Genomic DNA, 18,331 nt, shown 5'->3' with positions numbered 1-18,331 from the left:
CTCCCCCTACTGTCCGACGAGCGACGGCACCACGCTGATGCGCGCACCGTTGCCTTTGGCGTCCAGGACTTTCGGAAGCTCTTCGGGGCCCAGCAGCAATTGCATGGTGACCTCGCCCGTCGCCCCGAACGATCCGGTGGCTTCGGAGACCTGAGCCAATTCGGCAGCCGGTGCCACCAGCTCGGGCTCTTCGAATCCCTGGTTGCCATCGGTCTCTGCGATCCAGACGTCCACGCGCGAGCCCGCGTCGGTCCCGTCCGGAAGGGGGTCCGGCACGGTCACGGAGACGGCTTGCCGGGATTGAGGATCGACGTCGGCCACGGCCCGTGCCGGGACGAGTTCTCCTTGCCGGACGGTGCCTTCGACGGACGTTCCCTCAGGAAAGGGTTCCGTGGCCGGCAGGTAGTCGTCGGTCGCCCCGCCGAGCCGGGCCTGTACGACGGTCAACTGGTCCGGACCGACCACATCCCCGGGGACGAGATCCTGACTGGCGGCCCAGTATCCGTCCGATCGGTCCAGTGACTGCACCAGCGCGACGATGCCCGCCACCGACAACAGCACCAACAGCATTCCAGCCAGCAGCCGTGGATCCTTCCATCCCGGCCGACTGAGCCGGGGTGCATCCTCCCCCGCGTTCTTCCCCTCCACGAGTGCCCCTCTCTCGGTCCTCATCTCGTCGTTGGCCCAGCGGTCCCGTTCCCCGTCCGGTGTACCGGTCCAGACTATCCATGCCCCGACGTCGCGGGGCCGGTTCGGACGAACTTGTGGATAACCGCGACGTCGGGAGCATACGTGAAACAATGTTCAGGACCGTACGCACCCCTGTGACCGAACCCGGAGGACCGATGCCGCGCTTCCTCACCCTGACCGACGTCGCCGAGGAACTTCAGATCTCCATGGCACAAGCGCGCGCGATCGTCCGCAGTGGAGAGCTGCCCGCCATTCAGATCGGCGGGCGTGGCCAGTGGCGCGTGGAACAGGTCAAGCTGGACGAGTACATCCAGAATCTCTACACGCAACAGGCGGCCAAAGCCGAGGCCCGGAAATCCGGCGCGGCTCAGACAGAAGACGCGTGAGCTGAACGGACCAGCCGGACGGCGTTGAACGGCACCGTCTTGACTCCGCGAATGTTGCGATGACGGCGCTGCTCGTCCCGCGGGTGCACGGCCACGTCGAAATGATCCGCCCCCACGCGGTCGATGGTGCCCTCACCCAGCACTCGCCCGTCTCGCCCCCACACCACGACGCCGGCTCTCGCCCGGGACAGCGACCGGTACAGCGAGCCCACGCCCAGATTCCGACGACCGACTGAGTGTTCGGGCTGCGTCGAGGCCAGCTGACCCTCAACGGTCATCACCGAAGCACTGTTCACCACGAGACTTCCGTTGCCGTCTGTCCCCCCGAACCAGTTCGAGCCCACCGTCGACAGCGTCATGTCCAGGCGCTCGCCACCCTCCAGGTGGACGGCGACCCTGGCACCTCGGGCTCCGCGCAGACGGTCCTCCAGTGAGATTCCGGCCCATTCGCCGCGCGTCATCTCCGCCGCTTCGGCTTCGGTGACTTGCCATTGGCTCTGGGCCAGCTGGGCCTCCAGATCGGCGAACAAACCATCCCATCTCATGCTTGCAGCTTAGGCGGCCGGCCGGCGCACTCGCCGTTCTCTCTCTGTCTCACCCTGGCCAGACTGCACCTCTCTGCACCCCTCCGCACCTATCTGCACCAAACAGCACCCAATGACATCCATACTCATTTAAATACATTGCATGCCACCTCTTGACACCTATTGACACCTACTGTTGTCTATGGACATAGAGCCCGGACCGACAAGGTCATCACGACCACCGCGGTCTCCACGAAACTGCTGTCGCGCCGCGGCCGCACCGGCCAAAGGATTCTCCCGTGAGCACACTGCCCCACGACCGCCGCCCTTCCCTGCGGGGTGAGGACCTGCTCCTCACCGTTCTGTGCACGGCCGCTGGCCCGTTGTTGTGGTGGTTGGGCTCCCAGGTTCTCCGTGGGAGCAGCGGCCACGGCGGCCTCGAGCTCGTCGAACGACTGGTCGCCTCGGCGTGCGCGGGGGCGGGCGCCGTCGTCGCCCTCTGGTGGTTCCTCGCGATGGTGGGCGCGGTGTTGGCTGCCTGCGGATTCCGGTTGCGGTCCGCTCGTTTGGCGAGGCTGGGCTCAGCACTCTCGCCCGCTTTCCTGCGCCGAGTTGCCGCGTCCGTACTGGGCGTCAACCTGCTCATCGCCCCGGGAGCCTGGGCCGACACGCAGGCCGTGGGAACAACGGCGTCATCGCACACGTCGTCGATGCAGGCCCCGACGCCGGTCGGCCAGGACCACCGGGAGCTGCCCTCCCCCACATGGCGGCCGACACCACCGGTTCCAGCCGTTCCGGGCTCCGCGCGAACCACCGAGACGGCTGCCGAACAGCATCGCAGCGCCACGGTGCGTCAGGGTGACTGCCTCTGGGACATCGCAGCTCGGGAGCTCGGCCCCTATGCCACCGATCTCGAAGTCGACCGACGATGGCGCCAATGGCACCAACACAATCGTCCCGCTATCGGCCCCGACGCAGATCTCCTCATCCCCGGGACCGTGTTGGAAGCTCCGACGCTGGACTGAACGACCGCCCCGCCCCGCCCCGCCCCATGAGCACACCGCCCCAGAGCCAACAGAACCTGATCGACAACCGGAGGAACATCATGACCACGAACACGGCCGACGCCCCCACCGGAGAACGCGAGTCCGGCCCGACCGTCACCCCCGTGCCGGCGTCCCTTCCGCCCCAAGCGGCCTCGTCACCGCCCGATATACACCGTGACCGCCACCGTTCCGGGTCAGTATGGGCGCCGCGGGTCCGGCCGACGCACCGCTCTGTATCGACGGTGGAGCGTGCGCGCGAGGAGCATCGGCTGGAAGAGGCTCGCCACATCCGATCACTGGCCAGAGTGGTCGCTCTCGCGTGCGTGGAGGCCGAATTGGGTCTACGACCAGCGCGCCAGCTCTCCGCCTGGCTGGACCTGTCCACGTACGGAAAAATGGTGCGCCGTGCCGACCTGGCCCAACGCATCCGACCCAGCAGCGAGGGCTCTGCCGCCCCGATGCCTCAAGCACTCGGGGCACGCTGTTGCGCCGCGGGCGAAGGCGTCTACGAAGCCAGCGCCACCATCCAATTACCGGATCGCGTCAGAGCAATGGCGTTGAGGATCGAGAAGCACCGCACGCGGTGGAGAGTCACCGCACTGGAACTCGGATGACTCTCCCGCACCGCTCAGCGCCGGCCCTTCTTGGCCTTCTTCCGGTTCTTGCTGCCGCTGGACCCATTGCCCGAAGCCTTCTGTGCCGCGGAGGCCGACGATCCGGCGGATCCGGCACCCTGCGACCCGCCCGAGCCACCATCGGTGCGGCGCACCTGTGTGGTGACTTCGCCGGAGTCAGAGGGAGCCGAGAATCGCAGCGTCGAGGGCTGACGCGGGGCTTCCAATCCCTTGACGTTGAGCGTCGGTGTCATGGTCGCCGAGCGTGCATCGTCCACTCCGGGCAATGACGTCGCCGCGGGAGTCTTCTGCACCTCCAGGTTGAAGAGGTAACCCACGGACTCTTCGCGGATGGCCTCCATCATCGACTGGAACATGATGAAACCCTCGCGCTGGTACTCCACCAAAGGATCGCGCTGAGCCATGGACCGCAGACCGATGCCCTCCTTGAGGTAATCCATCTCATACAGGTGGTCCTGCCATTTGCGACCGATCACCGAGAGCACCACGCGGCGCTCCAGCTCGCGCAGAGCGTCCGCACCGATGGCTTTCTCGCGGTCCTCGTAGGCCAGCTTGGCATCGGACACCAGCTCACGCTTGAGGTCCTGGGCCTTGAGCTTGGTCGGGCCGCCAGATTCCTCCATGACCTCCTCGATGGTGAGGCCCACGGGGTAGATATGCCGCAGATCCGTCCACAGCTGTTCGAGGTCCCACTCACCGGCATGACCGTTCCCGGTCGCCTCATCGACGATCGTGGAGATCGAGTCCTCGATGAAGTGCTGGACCTTCTCCCGGAGGTCTTCCCCTTCGAGAATCTGCCGGCGATCGGTATAGATCGCCTGCCGCTGACGGTTCATCACGTCGTCGTACTTGAGCACGTTCTTCCGCTGCTCGGTATTGCGCGACTCCACCTGCTGCTGGGCGTTCTGGATGGCGCCGGAGACCATCTTGGACTCCAGTGCCATGTCGTCCGGAACGGAGGCGGAGTTCATGATGCGGGAGGCCGCGCCCGGGTTGAACAGGCGCATCAGGTCATCCGTGAGGGACAGGTAGAAGCGGGATTCGCCGGGGTCGCCCTGACGGCCGGAACGACCACGGAGCTGGTTGTCAATCCGCCGGGATTCGTGGCGTTCGGTGCCCAGGACGTAGAGGCCACCGAGTTCGAGGACCTCCTCGTGCTCCTTCTTGACGTTCTCCTGAGCAGCTGCCAGGACCTCGTCCCAGACTTCTTCGTAGCGTTCGGCGTCCTCTTCGGGGTCGAGCCCGCGTCGCTGCATCTCGGCCACTGCGTCATGCTCCGCGTTGCCGCCGAGCATGATGTCAGTACCACGGCCGGCCATGTTGGTCGCCACGGTCACCGCGCCCTTGCGGCCGGCCTGGGCCACGATGGCGGCCTCTCGGGCGTGATTCTTCGCATTCAGCACCTCGTGCCGGATGCCATTCTTCGCCAGCAACTTGGAGAGGTACTCCGACTTCTCCACGGAGGTGGTGCCCACCAGCACCGGCTGGCCGACTTCATGCCGCTCGGCGATGTCCTGGACGACCGCGTCGAACTTGGCGACCTCGTTCTTGTAGATGAGGTCGGTCTGGTCCACACGCTGGTTGGGCTTGTTCGGCGGGATCACGACCACGCCGAGGTTGTACGTGGACATGAACTCGCCGGCCTCGGTCTCGGCCGTACCGGTCATCCCCGAGAGCTTGTCGTACAGACGGAAGTAGTTCTGCAGCGTGACGGTGGCCAGCGTCTGGTTCTCCGCCTTGATCTGCACGCCTTCCTTGGCCTCGATGGCCTGGTGCATGCCCTCGTTGTACCGGCGGCCGGCCAGGACACGGCCGGTGTGCTCGTCCACGATATTGACTTCGCCGTTCAGGACGACGTAATCCTTGTCCTTCTTGAACAGCTCCTTCGCCTTGATGGCGTTGTTCAGGTACTGGATCAGCGGAGTGTTCGCCGACTCGTAGAGGTTGGTGATGCCCAGCCAGTCCTCGGTCTTCTCGATTCCGGGCTCGAGCACGCCGACGGTCTTCTTCTTCTCGTCGACCTCATAGTCCTCATCCAACGTGAGCTTCCGCACGAGTTTGGCGAATTCCGTGTACCACCGAGAGGCATCACCCTGCGCGGGGCCGGAGATGATCAGCGGCGTACGGGCCTCATCGATGAGGATGGAGTCGACCTCGTCGACGATCGCGAAGTGGTGACCTCGCTGGACCAGCTCGCCCTTGGACCACGCCATGTTGTCCCGCAGGTAGTCGAACCCGAACTCGTTGTTGGTCCCGTAGGTGATGTCCGCGGCGTATTGCGCGCGACGGGTCTCCGGATCCTGGTTGGCCACCACCACTCCGGTGTCCATCCCGAGGAAGCGGAAGACGCGCCCCATCAGTTCTGACTGATAGCTGGCCAGGTAGTCGTTGACCGTGACGATGTGCACGCCCTTGCCGGTCAAAGCGTTGAGGTAAGCCGGGGCGGTCGCCACCAGGGTCTTGCCCTCACCGGTCTTCATCTCCGCGATATTGCCCAGATGCAGTGCGGCACCACCCATCATCTGCACGTCGTAGTGCCGCTGACCGAGGGTACGTCCGGCGGCTTCACGCACGGCCGCGAAAGCCTCCGGAAGCAGCGATTCGAGGGACTCGCCATCGGCGATCCGCTGGCGGAAGGCATCGGTCTCCGCGCGCAGGTCCGCGTCGCTCATCTCGCGGAACTCGTCTTCGAGAACGTTGATGGCGTCGGCGAATCCCCTCAGGCGCTTGAGGACTTTCTTGTCCCCGGTCTTGAGGATTCGTTCGATGAATGATGCCACGTGCTTAGACTCCCCTGGGTGCCCGTCGCGCCGGGCCTCGGTATACGTTGCGCTCGCCGTACCCCACTCATGCCGAGCACGGCGGGATACCAGAACAGTCTACGTTCTCCAGACTGGGAGCTTCCTCCATGTCCGGTTCAGTTCGGCGGCGAGGTCGCCGGGAGCATCGGCGTCGACCTGGATGCCTTCCAGGTCCAGCCAGGTGGCCAACTCGCGCAGTTCTGCCAACAGTTCCTCTGCCACCTGCCCGACGCCGGCCGGCCGGCGATCGCGACCGGCGATAGTCCCGGGGATGGCCTCGGGATCCTCGGTCCAGGCGCCCCGAACCAACAGCACCTTCGCGTACCGGTCAGCCTTCAGATCGACCTGGGCGGCCAGTTGTTCACCGAGCAGGAACAGGAGGGAGTAGTAGCCACGGGTGCGTTGGGGCGCCGGCGTATAGATCCCCAGGCGGTATCGGACGCCGAACAGCGCCTCGACGCGAGGTCGGTGGAAGACCAGGGGGTCAAAGGGGCTTACGAGGGCTCGACCGGTAGCCCGGCGCGGTGTACGGGCCTCGGTATGGCGCCACGCCGGGACCAGCTTCTCACCGGCCTTCCCGCCCGCCCCCTGGCGTCCTCCTGCTCCGGCCGTGGCGGCGATCCGGACGGGGATCCGGACCGGCTCCAGCACGCCCTCGCGCCGCAATTCCTCGGCGGCCGCACTCGCGGCCTTGACCGTGATGCGGAAGTAATCGGCGAGGGATGACTCGGTGGCCACACCCAGAGCGCGAGAGGCAGCCCGGACCAGGGTCACGGCCGCGGTGTGCCGATCAGGGATCTCCCCGTTCGGCGCCAGAGACTCCCCGGGAATGAAACGACGCTCGAACTGAGAGTTGCGGCCTGCACTGGCGATCCGTCCGGCAGCGAAGAGATCCTCGAGGACGCGTTTGATCACCGACCAATTCCATCCCCAGTGACCTTCGTGCCGCCCATGGTCGCCCAACCTGGCCTCGACCTGCCGCGCGGTGAGAGGCCGCGCCGGGGACAACAGCTCCAGAATCTGCTCCGAGAGGTCTTCCCGCAGCACCGGGTCGAGGTCGGTCGCTGACATCCATGTGCGGCGCTGCATCGCGATGAGAGCAGGACGCAAATGGAGAGGAATCAACGAGGCCTCATGAGCCCAGTATTCGGTCCAATGTCGCGGACTCCGATGGGAGAGCCGATCCACCAGAGCCGGGTCATAGGGACCGAGCCGGCTGTACACGGGGACGTAGTGCGCCCGGGCCAGGATGTTGACGGAATCCACCTGGAGCACGCTGAGCCGCTCGGCGACGGACCGCACCCTCCGAGAACTCGGAGGGCCGGGCCGCCGTCGTTCGGCCAGCATCTGGGAGGCCAAGACCGTTCGACGTACTTCAGAAGCGGTCAGCGCGGGCGATGTGGATCGATCAGACGGCCGCTGCTCGATATTCCATCTCCTCTTCCTGGACCTCGGCGTCCGGATGGTCCGCGTCCAGGGTGATGACCCCGTAGCTCCAACCCCTGCGACGGTAGACAGCGGAGGGTCGACCGGTGGAGGCGTCGATGAACAGGTAGAAATCATGGCCCACCAGCTCCATGGCGTCCACGGCGTCGTCGACGCTCATCGGGGTGGCCGGGAAGACCTTCTTGCGGATCTTCACCGGAGCGTGGCCGTTGTCCGCCTGTTCGCCGTCGTGGGCGGCCTGCCCCGCGACGACCTGGTCGACCAGTGACTGGCCCGGGTCCACTGTCGGCAACTGAGCCGTCGCATCGGCGACGGACACTCGCTTCTGCTGGCGATCCTTCTGCCGGTCGCGGAGACGCCGCAACCTCTCCAGGAGTTTGCCGAAAGCCACATCGAAAGCGGCGAACTTGTCGTCCGCCTGTGCTTCGGCGCGGATGACCTTGCCCTTGCCGTGAACGGTCAGCTCCACCGTGAGATTCTCGCCCGAATGTCGGTGATTGGACTGCTTGGTGACCTTGATCTCCAGCCGCTGGGCCCGGGCGGAAAGCTGCTCGATCTTGCTGAACTTCTCTTCCGCGTAGTCCCGGAACCGGTCCGGGAGGGAGACGTTGCGGGCGATGTAGCTGACGTCCATGGTCATGATGTCCTCCTGTGAGCCTGACGGCTTTTCGAACATATCCGGTGCATCGTCCGCGACGGCGTCGGTGCCGCCGGCGTTAATGCACGTCGGCGGCGGGAAGAACTCCTCCTTCCTGCCGCCGTCCACGGTCACCTTCCGATTTCCGTAGCCATCACCCTAATACCTTCCTCATCCCGAGTTAAGACCCTCGGCATCGGTCGCTGCCGGCGCCGTCACCGCGGCCAGCACCACCGCACCGACCGGCCGGATCCCGCCGCGTTCCACGGCGCGCCAGGCGGCGGCGAGAGTCGAACCGGTGGTCATGACGTCATCGAACAGCACAACGTTCCTGCCCTGGTGGCCGGTCGCGTGGGCGGTGGTCTGAAATCGATCCGCGTTGTGCCGTCGACGCTGAGCGGATCCCGTTCCGCTGTGGCTGGTGCGCGACCGCGACGCCGGCCCGAGCGGAGTACGTCGATGGGTCAGCAGGCGTCGGTCCAGATCCCACCCGGGCGGCCACGGCCCGCTCAACAACTCGTCCACCGGGTCATAACCCCGACGGCGGAATCCAGATCCCCGTCCCGGAATCGGTACCACCGTGAATGGCCCACGCTCCCCCAGCAGTTCGGGCGCAGCCGCCAGGGCACGATGAACGGCGGGGCGCAGAAAGCGGGCCACGGGGACTCGGCCATGGTCTTTGAACGCCAACAACGCGCTGGACGTCCCGGCGTCGTACCGCGCGGCGGCCACCACGGGCACGGGTTGAGGCGCCGGAGGCGTATCCGGTTGGGAGGGCGAGAGGGCAACCGACGCCGGCTCCATCAGCGGCAGCGCCGCAGCGTGGAGTTCCGCCCGAAAAGGATGGAGCAACTCGGCCGCCAATCCCGGTTCGCAGTCTGAGCACACCGTCCCGTCCCGCTGGGCACAGATGACGCACGTCGATGGCATCAGGACTCCGGCGAGCTCACGGCCGGCGCTGCTCAGTCCGCGCCAAGCCGCCCATTGGCGGACATGGTCCAGGCCGGCCGCCCATCCCTGTGACGTTGACCGTCCGGGAGTCGACCGACCGGACGTCACAGGGCTAGTCGGGTTCGCCGGGTTCGCCAGAGTGGAACGCGAGGCCATGGCGTCATTCTGCCCCCGCCTGAACATGTCATGCCGGCCCAGCTGGTCCCATGTGGACGGCACGCCACCGTGAGCACGTGGTGGAGCGCAGGCGAACCTCAGCCGGGGAAGGCCAGATCGTGGGCCATCGCTCCGGTCTGAGAGCGCCACGTGGACCCGGCAAGAGTGTGGATGGCCTCCGCCGTCTCGGCGTAGATCGGATTGTCACTCGGGCCGGTGGAGAAGCCGGTCATGCCCAACAGCGGCCGCTGAGTCGTGAGCGAACCGTCGAGTCCGACGATCTGCGCCTCCACCGACTCGGAATCACTGGTGGCCGCTACCAGAAGCTCCTGGTCCGAGGCCCAGTTCACATCGTTGACGGGGACCGTGGGCTCGAGGCGGACCGGTGAACCAAGGCCGCGTGGCACACCCTCCGAATCACGGACCACGCCAGAAAGGTAGAGATGGGCCGCATCTCCTTCTCCCGCGATGATGGCCGCTCGCGTCCCATCACGGGAGATCCGCAGTGCCTGGACGGTTCGGTCGCCGATCCATTCCGCGCTGATCTCTCGAGACTCGTCACTGCCCGCAGCCGAGGGAACAGCCATCACCCTGGTTCCGTTGGCGTGATCGACGGTCCACGTCCAGCCGGAGAGATCGAAGCTCGGTCGCGTCAACTCGCTTCCCTCGATCTCCAATTCCTGTGTGCCGTCCGTGCCGGCGGAGATCATCTGCGTACGTTCGGAATTCAGGAAGGCAAACCGGGTGCCGTCCAGACTCATGGCGGGGTCAACGGGCTCGGAGTCCAGGTCGAGTTGCAGCCCGCCCACAGGAACGGTGGCATCACCCTCGAAGTACACCAATTCCCCGTCGGCGACCGCCACCTGGGTGGAGCCCACACCCGGATCGATGCGAGCCGTCTCAAAGTTCGACGGCGCCTGGCCCAGATCGATGGCGTTCAGGTCGACAGACAGGTCCACGTCAGAGACGTTGTTCAGGCCGTCCAGAGTGAGCTCCAGTTGTTGTTTCATCCGCCAGCGCGTCACGGGGTCGGCGCTTTCGATCGTCTGTTGGGTCAGGTCGACCTTGGCGGCCCCCGAATTGATCGGGACGGAGGGCCGGCTCAGTTCGGACCCGGACTGGAATGCCGTCCGGACGGCACCATCGAGGTAGGGGGCGGGTCCATCCAGCAGGGCACCGACAATGTCCGCGGCCGTTCCCGGGCGCTTGAGGAACCACCGCAGATCCGGCACCGCGTAGGCGTACGACTGGTCGTAGAAGTACAGCTCGTGCGAAGCGAAGAGGGCCAGGAACTGTGCAGATTCCAGCATGGTGCCGTCCGGCGCCTCCGAGATCCGCCATTGCCCGTCCACTTGAGTCATCGAAAACTCCACGGCCTCGGAGGTGTTGCTCGGCATCCGATTCATGATCCCGCGCTCGTCGACCACCGAGTCGACCTCGATCTGGACGCCGAAGTGGTCTTCCTCAGCCGAGGGCACCACGGTCGGCGTCTCGTTGTAGACCAGGGTCCTCGCCTCGGGATTCCAGGTCTCGGCCGCATCATCGGTCAGGAACTGCCGCGCCGTCGCATAGTCATCCTGGATGCCCGTTCCGGCGTTGAGGAATCCGCGGATGACCTCTTCGGGACTGGCGTCCTCGGTGGGACCGGCCGGGGTGAACGTGTAGTTCATCTGGTTGTCGGCGCCCGGGAGTGGCTCCGAGGTGCCCACAGGGCCGCTCTGGGGCAGGTGCGCACAACCGCTCAGCATCATCAGGCCCGCCAGCAGCGCGGCCAGCCAGCACCAGGGCGAACGGCGTGGTGAACTCGGTCGTGACACCATCAGTCCCGGCCCTCCTCGTCTGGCGAGTCCTGCGGTGGCAATCCCTTCGGCGGGGTCTCCGGGCGGGGCATGAACAATGACTGCTCGTGGATACGGTCCGGCATAGCCTCCCCATTCAACTGCTCTGGCTCCGGATTCTCGATGTCCGTCGGCAACCGCCGCTTCGCGTCCGCATACTCCGGAGGCAGATCCAGAGGCGATCCCTCACCCACGGTGTCGCCGCTTCGACGTGGGATCGTCAGCCGGAACGCAGAACCTCGGCCCAGTTCACCCCAGGCATCCAGACGTCCGTTGTGCAGACGCGTGTCCTCTGCGGCGATCGACAGGCCGAGACCCGATCCGCCCGTGCTCCGAGCACGGGCCGGATCAGCTCGCCAGAATCGGTCGAAGACGCGGGACGCCTGCTCCTGGGACATCCCGATGCCATGGTCCCGGACGACCACGGCCACGCTGTCCTCGTCCGCCCCGACGATGACGTCCACCGGCCTGCCCTCACCGTGCTCGATGGCGTTGTTGACCAGGTTGCGGACAATGCGCTCGATGCGGCGGGGATCGACGTCGGCCGTGGCGTCGGTCTCATCGGGCACCAGATAGACGACCGTGTTGGCCTTGTTGGCCAACGGCTGCGCCGTGAGGACCACATCGGCTGCTAAGTGCAGGATGTCCGTCTTCTCAGCGGCCATGGTCGCGGCGCCGGCGTCGAAGCGGGTGATCTCGAGCAGGTCGGCCAGCAAGGCCTGGAACCGCTCCACCTGGTGGTATAGCAATTCGGTCGAACGACGATTGATCGCGTCGAATTCACCGCGAGAGTCGTACAGCACCTCGGCGGCCATCCGCACGGTGGTCAACGGGGTGCGCAATTCGTGCGAGACGTCCGAGACGAACCGTTGCTGCATTTGAGAGAGTTCGGCCAGCTGCGTGATCTGGTCCTGGATATTGTCCGCCATCCGGTTGAAGGAGGTGGCCAACCGTGCCATCTCATCCTCTCCCTTGACCGGCATGCGCACGGAAAGATCTCCGGAGGAGAGGGACTCCGCCGTGGAGGCCGCCTGGCCCACCGGCCGAACCACGGAGCGGGTCACGTACACCGCGATCAGCGAGTTCATCATCACCAACATCGCCCCGGCCACCACGAGGACACGCATCAGGTAGTCCAGGGTCTCCTGAACACTGGAGAGGTCATAGACCATGTACAGCGCATAGACATTGCCCGGCGGCAGTGTCACGCGCGTGCCGAAGGCCAGGCCGGGGCTGGTCCCGCCGTCTTCCTGGGGCAGCGCGATCGACTGCCAGTAGGAGCCGCTGCCTTCGTGCACCGCCTGGGACAGTTCGCTCGGGATGACATCGGGCGACAGATCCGAGTTGGACATGGCGCCGACGTAGAGGTTCTGGGAATCCTCCAGCGGAACCAGCAGCATGTCCCGGACCACCGTGGCTCCGGTGTCACCGGCCAGCTGGTTGAGCGTGTTCGTCACCAATTGCGTGGTCGATTCGGGGTCGTTCGTCACCGAGTTCTCGAAGATGGACCGTGCCTGGTTCAGTCCGCGCTGGGACTCGGCCTCCACCTGGTTGAAGCGCGATTGGAACAGTCCGGAGGTGATCTGCTGGGTGAGGAAGAGCGCCAGCACCCCGGCCGCCACGAGCGTCAGGACGGCGGTCAGGGCCACCGTGCGCAACTGCAGGGACGCGGTCCACCGGCGTCGCAGGGCCAACCACCACCGGCCGACCGTCGTGTGGGCCCGACCGCCGGCGTCGGGCGTCTCCGTCTCCGGCTGCTCGGAGGTGGTGATGGTACCCGGGGTCAATTCAGCTCTGGCCGGCTTTGTAGCCGACCCCGCGCACTGTCAGCACGACCTCGGGGTTCTCCGGATCCTTCTCCACCTTGGAGCGCAAGCGCTGCACATGGACATTGACCAACCGGGTGTCTGCCTGGTGGCGATAGCCCCACACCTCTTCGAGCAGCATCTCCCGCGTGAAGACCTGCCAGGGCTTGCGAGCCAGGGCCACGAGCAGATCGAACTCCAGGGGCGTCAACTGGATGGACCCGTCCCCGCGAGTGACCTGGTGCCCGGCGACATCGATGGTCAGGTCAGCAATCTTCAGGGTCTCGGGAGCGCGGGTGTCTCCCTCGCGCAGCCGAGCCCGGACCCGCGCCACCAGTTCGGCCGGTTTGAACGGCTTCGGCACGTAGTCGTCGGCACCGGCCTCGAGTCCGCGGACCACATCGGAGGTGTCCGATTTGGCGGTCAGCATGACGATGGGAGTGTCCGACTCGGCGCGGATGATCTGGCAGACTTCGATTCCGTCCATGCCGGGAAGCATGAGATCCAGGAGCACCAGATCGGGGCGGAAGGACCGGAAGGCCTCCAGCGCCTGCGAACCGTCCGCGCAGAACATCGGGTCGAAGCCGTCGTTGCGCAAGACGATGCCGATCATCTCCGACAGCGCCTCGTCATCATCGACTACGAGAATTCTGGCCTTCACCGGATTCTTCCTCCCTGACTGAAGTTCCCACGGACGGGGCCCGCCGGCCGTCGACGCCGTCGGCAGGCCCGTTCGGACCGGCCCGAATGGCCATCCGTTCTACCTTATCCGACAAGTGATGACACGACCGATATAGTCGGGTGCGTGTGGGCGCGCCGCGGCTGATTCGCCCGGTAGCACAGCCCACGAGGACAGCAGGAACATCAGGGGGACCTCCGTTGGACGAGCGCCAGAACCAGAATGACGACCCGACCTCCGACCCGACCCCCGAACCGCCTCCCGGCCCCGGGCCCGCACCCACGTACCCGCCGGCATGGGGATCGCCTGCGGGCCAGTCACCGTACGGCGCCTATGGGCAGCCGGCCGGACCACCTCTCAGCCAGCAGAACCCCTACGGTTACTCGCCGCAGCCCGGCTACGGCAAGCCGTCCCGTCGCCCGGGCATCATTCCTCTGACTCCACTGGCGTTGGGTGACCTCCTCGGTGCTTCTTTCGCCGCGATCCGGCGCAATGCGGCCGCAGTCTTGGGCACCGCGCTGATCGTCGCACTCGTCCAGATTCTCGTGTCCGTCTTCGCGGCCACCACGTTCTTCAACGTGGCTCAGGACGTGGTGCTGATGGAGCAATCCGGTCAGAATCCCTTCAGGGGCGACCCGAGCACCAATCCGGTCTTCGGACAGATCTTCGGGTCCATGGGACTCGCGCTCTTGGGGGCGCTGGTCTCGTCCCTGGCCGGTCTACTGGCGAACGGCGTCCTGTCGATCGTCGTCCTGCGATCCGCCGCCGGCCTGAAGACGTCGCTGGGTCAGGCATGGAAGCTGACCGGACAGCAGATCTGGTCGCTCATCGGTATCGGCGCGTTCTACCTGCTGGCCGGGGCCGTGACCCTCGTGCTCTATCTCGGAGTCATGGTGGGGCTCTTCGTGGCGGTGTCCTCGTCGGACGGGGGCATGGCCGGCCTGATGGGTCTGCTCTTGGTGCTGCTGACGATCGGCATGGTCGTACTCTGGGTGTGGCTGTACGTCAAGCTCCTCCTCGCCCCCGCCGCCGCTGCCGTGGAGCTGAAAGGACCCTGGAAGGCCTTCGGTCGATCCTGGTCCTTGACCCGCGGCCACTGGTGGCGGACCTTCGGCATCGTCCTGCTGGTGGCCGTCATCGTCGGCGTCGTGTCCTCCGTGATCACCACGCCCATCTCGATGATCAGTGGCTTGTCGGCACCCTTCGCTCCCACCGACTCCGCGCAACAGATGCTCGACGCCTCCCGCCTGTGGATGACGATCACCGTGGCGGTGACCGGATTGGTCAATGCCCTCGCCATGGCCTATATGGCCTGCCTGATGGCTCTGCTCTACGTGGACTACCGGATTCGCCACGAGAGCTTCGACCTCGATCTGGCCGCGGCCGCGGATGCGGCGGGCATGAGCGACGACGATCGGTTCAGCACCGTCCGCGACGTCCAGGCCGCCGCCGGCATCGAGGACCTGGTGCCGGGCCGCCACCAGCCGGCCGGAAGCCCGGGCCAGGACAACGGTCCAGCGCAGTTCGGGAAATCCGGCCAGCACGGCCAGCACGGCCAGCACGGCTTCTGAGCCGGCGTTCGGCCTGATCTTGATCACGACGACGGCCACGCCCCCTCCGGACGGCTGGCAGCCGGACCGCGAGGAAGCCCGCCGACTGCTCCAGGACGAGTTGGCCCATCCCGACTACGCCCGGGCAGAGCCGAATCCCGTCCTGGAGTGGTTCCGCGACGCCCTGGCCGCCATCGGTGACTGGCTGAGCTCCGTCACCGGAGCCTCACCCTCCTGGCCCGTCTGGATCCTGCCGCTGATTCTGGTGGCCGTGGCCGTCGTCGTGCTGGTGCTGGTACGCCCGCGGCCCCCTGCCGCCGCCCGGACCAGCCGGGACACCGCCGTGCTCTCCGACCGTACGGTCACCCCTGAGGAGCATCGCCGGGCCGCGCAGGCTGCCTTCGCGGCCGGAGATCACAGCGCGGCGTTGGTCTCCTGGTACCGGGCCCTGGTCCGTCACGCCGAAGAGCGCACGATCCTGGACCACCGGCCGGGACGGACCGCCACAGAAGCGGCACAGGCTCTCGGAGCGGTCTTTCCGGCCGAGCGCTCCGCACTTGCCTCCGCCGCGATCGCCTTCAACGCGGTGATCTATGGTCATCGCACGGCGAGCTCCGCGCAGGCCACTGCGATTCGGGATCTCGAGGAGCGACTGCGTGAGGCCACTCTGGAGACCGCTCACGCTGGTGGTCAGGGTGGAGCCGGTGGTCGGCAGTCCGGATTGGCGGTTCCACGATGAGCGCTCCTGTCTCGACCACCAGCCCTGCTCCACCATCCACCCCACCGGCCGCCCAACCGGCCGTGCCCAGTACGGCCCAGGCCATCACCCACTGGTGGCGGAAAGCGTGGATCTGGTTCGTCCTGGCCGTGCTCCTGGTGCTGGTGATGCTGCCGTCGTTGATGCGCCAGGAGTTCGACGGTCGGCAGCTCGCCACCGATTCGGCCCGGCCGAACGGGGCCCGAGCCGTCACTCACGTGCTCGAGGACCACGGCATCGCGGTCCATCCGGCCGATTCCCTCGAGGAGGCGCTGGATCTCGCGGCCCAGCATCCCGAGGCACCGGTGCTGTACCACGACGCTGCTGGCTACCTGCCCCGCGAGGGACTCGATGAGTTCGCCCGGGCTGTGGTTCCTTCGCGGAGAGTGCTCGTCGAGCCCGGGCTGCCGGAGCTGGATGCACTGGCTCCGTCGGTCTCCCAGGCCGGGCAGGTTCCCGACGACGACCAGACCGACGGTGACCGGCTGTCCGCCGGAGACCGCTGTGAACTCAGCGCCGGCCGGGAGGCGGAGACGGTGACCGCCGAGGGCCGCTCCTACCGAGTCGGTGACGGCGGCAGTGCCTGCTTCGCCGTTCCGGGGACGGACGCCGGGGCCGCCGGTCCCGCGCAGACGCTGCTGGAGACGGCCGAGGGTGCTGTGGTGATCGGCAACCACCGGGTCCTGGCGAACGACGGGGTGGCCGAGGAGGGTCACGCCGTGGTGTCTCTCTGGACGCTCGGACGCTCTGCGGACGTTATCTGGTACCTGCCCGGGTTGGACGACGTTGCCATCGATCCGGGCCCGCCCACAACGGATCAGCTGCTGCCGGACTGGGTCCGCCCTGCCGGGCTATGGCTCGTCGTCTGCCTGGTGGTGCTCATGCTGTGGCGGGGTCGCCGCCATGGACCACTGGCCGTGGAGCCGCTGCCCGTGGTGGTGCCCGGCTCGGAGACCGCGATCGGTCGGGCACGGCTCTACGAGCGATCCGGTCAGCACCATGCCGCAGCCCGGTCGCTGCGCGCAGCCACCCTGGTGCGGCTGTCCCGTCTGCTCCGGTTGGGCCACGGCGCCTCCCTGGATGCGGTGGCGGCGTCAACGGCCAGGACCACGAACAGAGACCCCGCGAGTGTGGCGGCCGTGCTCGACGTCGGCCACGTCGCGTCGGCCCGAGAGCTCGTCACCGCCGCCCGCCAGCTGCGGGAGTTGGAGGACGCCGTCCACACGGCGCTGAATCCCTCACCCGGCCAGTCCCGGACCCCGCATCAACCAGATCAGCCCGACCAGCCCGACCAGCCCGACGGAAGGACACCATGACCGTCCCCTCCCCCGAACCTCCGGACCGACAGCCGGCCCAGCCGAGCCAACCAACACAGCCGGCCCCACCAACGTCATCAACGCCTCCAACACCCGCGGCCTCGGCCCCGGCCGACGACGACCTGCGACGAGCGTTCGATCGCGTCCGGCAGGAAGTGGGCCGGGCCGTCGTCGGGCAGCAGCCTGCCGTCACGGGACTGCTGATCGGGCTGCTGTGCCACGGGCACATTCTGTTGGAGGGCGTGCCCGGGGTGGCCAAGACCCTGCTGGTGCGCACGCTGTCCGCCGCGCTGGCCCTGGACACCCACCGCGTGCAGTTCACTCCGGACCTGATGCCGGGCGATGTGACCGGTTCGCTGGTGTATGACACCAAGACCGGCGAGTTCGAGTTCCGCCGGGGACCAGTGTTCACGAACCTGCTGCTGGCCGATGAGATCAACCGCACTCCGCCGAAGACCCAGGCGGCCCTGCTCGAGGCCATGGCCGAGGGACAGGTGTCCGTCGACGGGGTCTCGCGATCACTGCCCGACCCGTTCATGGTGGCCGCCACCCAGAACCCGGTGGAGTATGAGGGCACCTATCCGCTGCCCGAGGCTCAGCTGGACCGCTTCCTGCTCAAGGTCACTCTCCAGTTGCCGGAGCGTGAGGACGAGGTGGAGATTCTGCGCCGCCATGCCGAGGGATTCGACGCCGGGGACCTGGCCTCGGCCGGCGTCAGGGCTGTGACGGATGCCGCGACCCTCCAGGCCGCACGCGCCGCCGTCGGGCGTGTTCAGTCCGGACCGGAGGTCCTGGGGTACATCACCGACCTGGCGCGGGCGACGCGGGTCTCGCCGTCGTTTCAGTTGGGCGTCTCACCGCGCGGCTCTACGGCTCTGCTGCAGACCGCCAAGGCGTGGGCCTGGCTCAATGGCCGGGACTTCACCACCCCGGACGACGTCCAGGCCATGGCGCTGCCGTGCCTGCGCCACCGGGTGTCCCTGCGTCCCGAGGCCGAGCTGGACGGGGTCAGCACCGACCAGGTGATCTCCGGGCTGCTGGCCACCGTCCCGGTCCCCCGTTGAGTCTGGTGCTCGACTGACGGTGCTCTCCGGCCGATTCTTCGCCCTGACCC

General features: G+C 66.8%; 16 protein-coding genes. 7 read left to right on the top strand and 9 right to left on the bottom strand.

The window, feature by feature from the left end; genetic code table 11:
- Positions 1-6: 6 nt before the first annotated feature.
- Positions 7-648, bottom strand: coding sequence for a flagellar biosynthesis protein FlgA (locus ACFQQD_RS06880; protein ID WP_378087662.1), 642 nt, complete (start codon positions 646-648; stop codon positions 7-9).
- A gap of 197 nt (positions 649-845) precedes the next feature.
- Between ACFQQD_RS06880 and ACFQQD_RS06875 the strand changes: the two genes are divergently transcribed.
- Entirely contained in the window at positions 846-1,076 is a 231-nt protein-coding gene (locus tag ACFQQD_RS06875; RefSeq protein WP_378087660.1) for a helix-turn-helix domain-containing protein, read from the top strand.
- On the opposite strand, the gene ACFQQD_RS06870 is transcribed toward ACFQQD_RS06875, so the two are convergent.
- Entirely contained in the window at positions 1,058-1,621 is a 564-nt protein-coding gene (locus ACFQQD_RS06870) for a hypothetical protein (protein WP_378087658.1), read from the bottom strand. The genes ACFQQD_RS06875 and ACFQQD_RS06870 overlap by 19 nt on opposite strands.
- 278 nt (positions 1,622-1,899) lie before the next feature.
- On the opposite strand from ACFQQD_RS06870, the gene ACFQQD_RS06865 reads away from it, so the two are divergent.
- Both ACFQQD_RS06865 and ACFQQD_RS06860 read left to right on the top strand, forming a co-directional pair.
- On the top strand, positions 1,900-2,625 hold the full coding sequence (locus tag ACFQQD_RS06865) for a LysM peptidoglycan-binding domain-containing protein (protein ID WP_378087656.1): 726 nt from the start codon (positions 1,900-1,902) through the stop codon (positions 2,623-2,625).
- An 80-nt stretch (positions 2,626-2,705) separates the two neighbouring features.
- Positions 2,706-3,260: an Rv3235 family protein gene (locus ACFQQD_RS06860; RefSeq protein ID WP_378087654.1), complete on the top strand. Its 555-nt coding sequence runs from the start codon at positions 2,706-2,708 to the stop codon at positions 3,258-3,260.
- 14 nt (positions 3,261-3,274) lie between these two features.
- Here ACFQQD_RS06860 and secA read toward each other — a convergent pair whose 3' ends face one another.
- From secA to mtrA, 7 genes are all read right to left on the bottom strand, one after another.
- Positions 3,275-6,061 (bottom strand): preprotein translocase subunit SecA, encoded by a 2,787-nt coding sequence (gene secA / locus ACFQQD_RS06855; protein WP_378087652.1) that lies wholly within the window; start codon positions 6,059-6,061, stop codon positions 3,275-3,277.
- A 99-nt stretch (positions 6,062-6,160) separates the two neighbouring features.
- Positions 6,161-7,441, bottom strand: a complete 1,281-nt coding sequence (locus tag ACFQQD_RS06850) for a winged helix-turn-helix domain-containing protein (protein ID WP_378087650.1) — start codon at positions 7,439-7,441, stop codon at positions 6,161-6,163.
- A gap of 49 nt (positions 7,442-7,490) precedes the next feature.
- Positions 7,491-8,294: a ribosome hibernation-promoting factor, HPF/YfiA family gene (gene hpf / locus ACFQQD_RS06845; RefSeq protein ID WP_378087648.1), complete on the bottom strand. Its 804-nt coding sequence runs from the start codon at positions 8,292-8,294 to the stop codon at positions 7,491-7,493.
- A 42-nt stretch (positions 8,295-8,336) separates the two neighbouring features.
- Positions 8,337-9,272: a ComF family protein gene (locus ACFQQD_RS06840; RefSeq protein WP_378087646.1), complete on the bottom strand. Its 936-nt coding sequence runs from the start codon at positions 9,270-9,272 to the stop codon at positions 8,337-8,339.
- 98 nt (positions 9,273-9,370) lie between these two features.
- Positions 9,371-11,092 (bottom strand): LpqB family beta-propeller domain-containing protein, encoded by a 1,722-nt coding sequence (locus ACFQQD_RS06835; RefSeq protein ID WP_378087644.1) that lies wholly within the window; start codon positions 11,090-11,092, stop codon positions 9,371-9,373.
- A complete protein-coding gene (gene mtrB, locus ACFQQD_RS06830; protein WP_378087641.1) occupies positions 11,092-12,897 on the bottom strand; it encodes an MtrAB system histidine kinase MtrB in 1,806 nt (601 codons plus the stop codon). The genes ACFQQD_RS06835 and mtrB overlap by 1 nt, the downstream gene beginning before the upstream one ends.
- 1 nt (position 12,898) lies before the next feature.
- Positions 12,899-13,576, bottom strand: coding sequence for an MtrAB system response regulator MtrA (gene mtrA, locus ACFQQD_RS06825; protein ID WP_378087639.1), 678 nt, complete (start codon positions 13,574-13,576; stop codon positions 12,899-12,901).
- A 218-nt stretch (positions 13,577-13,794) separates the two neighbouring features.
- Between mtrA and ACFQQD_RS06820 the strand changes: the two genes are divergently transcribed.
- From ACFQQD_RS06820 to ACFQQD_RS06805, 4 genes are read left to right on the top strand one after another with little or no spacing between them, the layout of a single operon-like run.
- On the top strand, positions 13,795-15,165 hold the full coding sequence (locus tag ACFQQD_RS06820; protein ID WP_378087637.1) for a hypothetical protein: 1,371 nt from the start codon (positions 13,795-13,797) through the stop codon (positions 15,163-15,165).
- Between the two features lie 19 nt (positions 15,166-15,184).
- Complete coding sequence (locus ACFQQD_RS06815) at positions 15,185-15,883, top strand: DUF4129 domain-containing protein (protein ID WP_378087635.1); 699 nt, start codon at positions 15,185-15,187, stop codon at positions 15,881-15,883.
- Positions 15,880-17,217 carry a DUF4350 domain-containing protein gene (locus tag ACFQQD_RS06810; protein WP_378087633.1) on the top strand — a complete coding sequence of 446 codons (1,338 nt, stop codon included), beginning with the start codon at positions 15,880-15,882 and terminating at the stop codon, positions 17,215-17,217. Before ACFQQD_RS06815 ends, ACFQQD_RS06810 begins: the two co-directional genes overlap by 4 nt.
- Complete coding sequence (locus ACFQQD_RS06805; RefSeq protein WP_378087631.1) at positions 17,214-18,281, top strand: AAA family ATPase; 1,068 nt, start codon at positions 17,214-17,216, stop codon at positions 18,279-18,281. The genes ACFQQD_RS06810 and ACFQQD_RS06805 overlap by 4 nt, the downstream gene beginning before the upstream one ends.
- Positions 18,282-18,331: the final 50 nt, after the last annotated feature.

It is taken from the genome of Citricoccus sp. GCM10030269, from assembly GCF_042665635.1.
Classification (GTDB): domain Bacteria; phylum Actinomycetota; class Actinomycetes; order Actinomycetales; family Micrococcaceae; genus Citricoccus.
This window is presented reverse-complemented; position numbering and strand designations above follow the sequence as displayed.